Genomic DNA, 1570 nt, shown 5'->3' with positions numbered 1-1570 from the left:
CCCGACCCGGCCCAATGCGGCGGGGCCCACGGCGCGGGCTTGTGGTAATCGGGCCCGACGGCGCATCCGCTGGCCACGGCCGATACAGCCAGCACCGCGACCCGCCAAGAATATCCCCTACGCACCAGCCGGCCCCCTTGTCATCCTATGGTTCCCATGCTGCGGCCCCATCCGTGCCGCCCGCCGGCCGCGATCGCGGGCACTATCGACATGGCGGAACACATTGTGACATCATCCAACGCAACTGACCGACCCGTTCGGTCATCGTTCCACACCCTATCGGCTTTCCCCGGCGGGTCAATCCGTCTCCGACGGGGAAAGCACCGGCCGCAGGAGAGCCCCGCGCAATGTCCCCGCTACCGCCCCCCGATGCCCCGGACCTGCCGGGAGCATCCGCCGCCAAGCGGCTGCAGATCATCGAGGGCGCGGCACGAATCTTCGCCGCCCACGGCTATGAGGGCGCCAGCATGTCGCAGATCGCGCGTGAGGCCGGGGTGTCCAAAGGCACGCTGTACAATTACTTCGACAGCAAGGCCGCCCTGTTCACCGCCTTCGTCCGCCGCAGCGCCTGCGAGAAGCTGCCCCTGCTGTTCGAGACCATCGGCGAGAAGCGCACGCCCGAGGAGACCCTGATCGGCATCGCCTCGGCGATGATCCGGCTGACCACGTCGCCCCTGTCGCTGATGCTGAACCGCATCGTGGTGTCCGAGGCCGCCACCTTTCCCGTCCTGGCCGAGACCTTCTGGCAGGTCGGGCCGCAGAGGGCGATCGCGGTCTTCGCCGACTGGCTGGCGGCCCGCACGAACGAAGGCGTGCTGAACGTGCCGGACCCGGTGCTGGCCGCCGAATTGTTCTATGCCCTGTGCCAGACCCGCATCACGGCGCGAAAGCGCCTGCAACTGCCCGTCGCGGCCGAGGCCGAGGACATCGCCCGGATCGCCCGCCCCATCACGCGCGTCTTCCTCAACACGTTCGACGCCGGCAAGGGGCCCCCCGTCCCCGAACCGGCGGCCACGCCCTGAAGGCCCCCTCGTCGACGATCCTGCCATCCGGCCGCCACGCCGCGTCCGTCGCTGGCGTCTCGGCCGGCAACGGTGTACAGCCGCCGCCATGACCGACGCCATCGTCATTCGTCCGGCCCGGCGGGAGGACGCCGCCGCCCTTCCGCTGCTGGAACAGCATGCCGGCGCGCTGTTCCGCACCCTGCCCGACCTGGCCTGGATCGCCGACGACGCGGTGATGACCGCCGAATCGCACGGCGCCGCCATTGCCGAGGAGACATGCTGGGTGGCGGCCCCCCGGGAATCCCACCGGGAATCCCCCATCGGCTTCCTGACCGCCCGCATCGCCATCGAGGATGGCGGCGGCCCCGATGCCGGGCGGAAGGTGCTGCATGTCTGGCAGATGGCCGTGGCCCCCGACCGGCAGGGAAAAGGGCTGGGACGGCGCCTGCTGGATTGCGCCGCCCGGCAGGCCGCCGCGCGCGGCATCGCGTCGCTGACCCTGACCACCTTCCGCGACGTCGCCTGGAATGCCCCGTTCTATGCCAGGGCGGGGTTCGGCCTGCTGG

The 1570-nt window shown here is 70.6% G+C and carries 2 protein-coding genes; both read left to right on the top strand.

Features of this window, described 5'->3' with window-relative positions; all coding sequences use genetic code 11:
- Positions 1–347 precede the first annotated feature (347 nt).
- Positions 348–1022, top strand: coding sequence for a TetR/AcrR family transcriptional regulator (locus HUK84_RS17575; RefSeq protein WP_176641406.1), 675 nt, complete (start codon positions 348–350; stop codon positions 1020–1022).
- An 88-nt stretch (positions 1023–1110) separates the two neighbouring features.
- Positions 1111–1570: GNAT family N-acetyltransferase (locus HUK84_RS17570; RefSeq protein ID WP_176641405.1), on the top strand; the 460-nt coding region annotated here is incomplete at its 3' end.

The organism is Nguyenibacter vanlangensis (genome assembly GCF_013376155.1).
Taxonomy (GTDB): domain Bacteria; phylum Pseudomonadota; class Alphaproteobacteria; order Acetobacterales; family Acetobacteraceae; genus Gluconacetobacter; species Gluconacetobacter vanlangensis.
The sequence above is the reverse complement of the archived record's forward strand: the minus strand, read 5'-3'. Positions and strand labels throughout refer to the sequence as shown.

Excerpts from the sequence above, each read along its gene's own strand:
- HUK84_RS17575 (WP_176641406.1), top strand. The coding sequence starts at position 348 with ATGTCCCCGCTACCGCCCCCCGATGCCCCGGACCTGCCGGGAGCATCC.